This is a genomic window from Stenotrophomonas sp. 278, assembly GCF_003935715.1.
In the GTDB taxonomy this organism is placed as follows: Bacteria; Pseudomonadota; Gammaproteobacteria; order Xanthomonadales; family Xanthomonadaceae; genus Stenotrophomonas; species Stenotrophomonas maltophilia_AH.
The window spans coordinates 1-3,930 of the sequence record NZ_RHPP01000226.1 but is presented as its reverse complement, the minus strand read 5'-3'; the positions used below and the strand labels follow the sequence as shown (position 1 = coordinate 3,930).

General features: G+C 67.2%; 4 protein-coding genes and 1 pseudogene. 1 reads left to right on the top strand and 4 read right to left on the bottom strand.

The annotated features are described in order from the left end of the window. Positions 1–472 (top strand): phytoene/squalene synthase family protein (locus tag EGJ34_RS20845; protein ID WP_125362325.1); only part of this gene is annotated, 472 nt, incomplete at its 5' end. A gap of 193 nt (positions 473–665) precedes the next feature. On the opposite strand, the gene EGJ34_RS20840 is transcribed toward EGJ34_RS20845, so the two are convergent. From EGJ34_RS20840 to EGJ34_RS22815, 4 genes and pseudogenes are all read right to left on the bottom strand, one after another. Next, on the bottom strand, positions 666–1,511 hold the full coding sequence (locus tag EGJ34_RS20840) for a M23 family metallopeptidase (protein ID WP_185750281.1): 846 nt from the start codon (positions 1,509–1,511) through the stop codon (positions 666–668). Further along, entirely contained in the window at positions 1,511–2,857 is a 1,347-nt protein-coding gene (locus EGJ34_RS20835) for a dihydroorotase (RefSeq protein WP_125362323.1), read from the bottom strand. The genes EGJ34_RS20840 and EGJ34_RS20835 overlap by 1 nt, the downstream gene beginning before the upstream one ends. A 1-nt stretch (position 2,858) precedes the next feature. Next, positions 2,859–3,113 carry a membrane protein insertion efficiency factor YidD gene (yidD, locus tag EGJ34_RS20830; RefSeq protein WP_125362322.1) on the bottom strand — a complete coding sequence of 85 codons (255 nt, stop codon included), beginning with the start codon at positions 3,111–3,113 and terminating at the stop codon, positions 2,859–2,861. A 217-nt stretch (positions 3,114–3,330) separates the two neighbouring features. Continuing rightward, positions 3,331–3,930 (bottom strand): annotated as a pseudogene (locus EGJ34_RS22815) (hypothetical protein); the annotation flags it as partial.

Sequence of the window (3,930 nt, the reverse complement as noted above, 5' to 3'; positions counted from 1 at the left end):
GCACCCGCTGGGCCGTCTGCTGGAACCGGTGCGCGCCCCGTGGGCCGAGCTGGCGCATACGCTGCCGGACCTGGTGGAAGCGCGTGCGGTACCGGTGGATGCCGCGCAGGCACAGCAGGCGTTGAAGGCCTATGCCGCCGCCGTGGCCGCCGTGGAAGCGGTGATGTTTGACACGCCGGCGCGGGGCGATGTGGCCACGCCGGTGCTGTTGCAGACCTTGAGCCAGCGGCTGCAGGAAGCCGGCGTGGCGGCGGTGCCGCGTTCGCTACTGGCGCAGGATGATGGCAATGCGCCGCTGCGTTATGCCGCGCAGCTGCTGCAGTCGTGGCCGGCTCGGGTGGCCGGTCCGCGCCCGCGCCGCATGTATGCGTCATTGGCACGCACGCGGCTGCAGGCGTTTGCCGAAGGCCGCGTGCCGCAGGCCACGCCGTTGCGGACGTTGTTGCGCACCTGGTGGGCCGGGCGCGGGTGACATCCCGTTGGACGCGCATGGCGCGTCCCTACAGGTCCCCGGATGAACCGAACCCCCGCGCGACCACCAAACCCGGGCGACCATGGATCGTAGTGACACGCCATGCGTGTCAACGCCATGATCCTGTGCACGTAAATTCGCCCTGCGTGGCGTCGCGGTGTCAGACCGGATCGCAGCCACGCAGGGCGTGGCTCTACGGCGTTCTTTCGAGCACCAGCAGCGGATCAATCCGCGTATCAAACCAGTTCATGCCCCAATGCAGATGCGGCCCGGTCGCCCGCCCGGTGGCACCCACCGCAGCAATCACCTGACCCTGTTCCACCCGATCGCCAACCTTCACGTCGATCCGCGACAGGTGCAGGAAGTTCGAGCTGATGCCAAACCCATGGTCCAGCAGCAACGTGCCGCCGGTCAGGTAAAGATCCGGGCCGGCAAAGGTGACCACACCTGCCGCCGGAGCCTTCACCGGCGTACCGGTCGGCACTGCGATATCCATGCCCGAATGACCTGAGCCGGGTTGGCCGTTGTACACCCGTGCATTGCCGAAACGCCCGCTGATCCGTCCCTGCACCGGCCAGATGAAAGCCTGCGCGAAGTCGGCGCGATTGTCATCGCGGGCCCGCGCGGCGGTCACCTGTGCCTGCTCACGCTTGATCCGCTCGGCAATCGCCGGCGGTGGATTCACCGTTTTCGGTGGCACGCCGTTGACGCGCTCGACCGGCCAGTCGCGTAGTGTCACGGCAATCCGCGCCGTTTCCGTACTGCCATCCGGGCGCTGCACCGCAACCTGCAACGGGCCCTTTTCGTCGCGTCCAATGCCGAACACCACGCTGCCGTACCCGCTCACCCGCAGCGTGCGGCCGGCGTACGTCACGGTGCTGCCCGGCGGCACCTTGCCGATCACCATCGCGCCCTGCGAAGCGCTGGCCGGAAACACCACGCGGGTGTCGGCCTGGGCCAGCGCGGGAGAGGGCAGCAGCGCGGTCGCCGCCACCGGGGCAAGGGCCAGCAGGCCCAGCCCCATCACCCATGCCCGCATCAGCGGTCGTAGCTCAGGCGCTGGCCGTTCGGCGCGCCCACCAGGGCCGCGCCGTCCCAGGCCAGTTCACCGTTGACCCAGGTCGAGGCGATGCGCGAACGGAAGGTCATGCCTTCGAACGGCGACCAGCCACATTTGGAGAGGATGTCTTCGCGCTTCACCGTGAACGGCACGTCCTCCACCAGCACCAGGTCGGCGAAGTAGCCTTCGCGCAGGTAGCCGCGCTGGCTGACGTCAAACAGCTGCGCCGGCGCGTGGGCGAACTTCTGCACTACCTGTTCGATGCTCAGCTTGCCTTCGTGCACGAGTTCCAGTGCAGCCACCAGTGCGTACTGCACCAGCGGCAGGCCCGACGGTGCCTGCGCGTACGGCTTCTGCTTCTCTTCCCAGGTGTGCGGCGCATGGTCGGTGGCCAGCACGTCAATGACGTTGTCGGCCACGGCCTGGGTCAGCGCCTCGCGGTCGCTGACTTCCTTGATGGCCGGGTTGCACTTGATCAGATTGCCCAGGCGGGCGTAATCGGTGCGGTCGAAACGCAGGAAGTGGATGCAGGTTTCCGCCGTGATCTGCTTGCGGCTGCCATCGGCGCGGATCAACGGGCCTTTTTCGAACAGGGCCAGTTCATCAGCAGTGGAAATATGCAGCACGTGCAGGCGCGTGCCGTGCTTCTTCGCCAGCGACACCGCCAGCTGCGAGGACTTCAGGCAGGCCTCGCGCGAGCGGATGTCCGGATGCTGTTCGGCGCTGAGCGCATCGCCGTATTTTTCGGCGTACTCCCTGGCCTTGGCATCGATCATCGGCGTGTCTTCGCAGTGGGTGATGATCGGGGTGGGGGCGTCGCGGAAGATCGCGTCCAGGGTGTCCGGGTTGTCGACCAGCATGTTGCCGGTGGAAGCGCCCATGAACACCTTGATGCCCGGTGCGGTCTTGGGATCCAGAATCTGGATGTCGGCGAGGTTGTCGTTGCTGGCTCCCATGTAGAAGCCGTAGTTCGCACGGGCACGACCGGCAGCGGCATCGTACTTGGCCTGCAGCGCAGCGGCATTCAACGTCGGCGGGTTGGTGTTGGGCATGTCCATGAAGCTGGTCAGGCCACCGGCCACGGCTGCCGCAGATTCGGTGGCGATGTCGCCCTTGTGGGTCAGGCCGGGTTCGCGGAAGTGCACCTGGTCATCAATCATGCCGGGCAGCAGCCAGCGGCCGGCGGCATCGACCACGGTCTCGCTGGGGCGCGCTTCCAGCCCCGAGCCGATCTGCGCGATGCGGCCGTTCTCGATGCGCAGGTCGCCCTGGGTGATGGTGCCTTCGTTGACGAGACGGGCGTTGACGATGAGCGTGGAAGACATTTCAGTGGTTTCCTGTGCAGCGGCAGGCGGCGCGATCAGTGCGCGGGGGCACCTCGTCGATACCGCCGGGATGGAAGGGATGGCAGCGCCCCAGGCGCTTTGCGGCCAGCCAGCTGCCGCGCGCGGGGCCGTGCACGGCAATGGCCTGCATGGCGTATTCAGAACAGCTGGGCATGAAGCGGCAGCGCGGTCCCAGCAGCGGGCTGATGAAGCGCTTGTAGAAGCGGAGCAGGGCGATGAGCAGACGTGAGATCACCTGACCATCTTAGAGCAGTTGGCATGAAGGCCGCATTTGTCGCAGGATGGGCTGTTGGTCCCGTCCGCGCCCGGTGTGCGGCGGGCCGCCCCGGTACCGAAGGTGCCGGGTCAGGTACCGAACTGCGCACGTCGGTCCACCCCCATCCGGGGCCCGATGTCACCGCAGGCGGCTCCGCGCATGAACGGAGTCCGTCACGTGGTTGCTGCTGCGGGTCGGGTAGGCTATAAAGGCCCGCTTTCCCGGGCCCCGGGGGAAACCAAGGAAGAGCGTTTCGTGGCTGCTAAAAAAACTGCAAAGAAGGCCGTCCAGGCCGCCAAGAAAACCGCCAAGCCTGTAGCAAAGAAGGCGGCCAAGTCCGTTGCCAAGAAGCCGGCGACCAAGCCGGTCGTGGCCAAGAAGGCGGCTGCCAAGCCGGCTCCGAAGGCTCCGGCAAAGAAGGTGGCCGCTCCGGCCAAGTCCGCCAAGAAGGCGGCTCCGGCGAAGTCCGCTGCCAAGGCACCGGTCAAGAAGCCGGCCACCAAGCCGGTCGTGGCGAAGAAGGCTGCGCCCAAGCCGGTCGCCAAGGCTCCGGCAAAGAAGGCGGCCGCTCCGGCCAAGACCGCCAAAGTACCCGTAAAGCCGGCGGCCAAGCCCGCGCCGGTCAAAAAGGCAGCGGCCAAGCCGGCACCGGCCAAGCCTGCCAGCAAGCCCGTTGCATCCAAGCCGGCCGCCAAGCCGGTCGCAGCACCTGTAGTGAAGTCCGCACCGAAGCCGGCACCGCCGGCACCGGCCAAGTCTGTCCCGGCCAAGGCCGCGGCCAAGCCTGCTCCTGCCC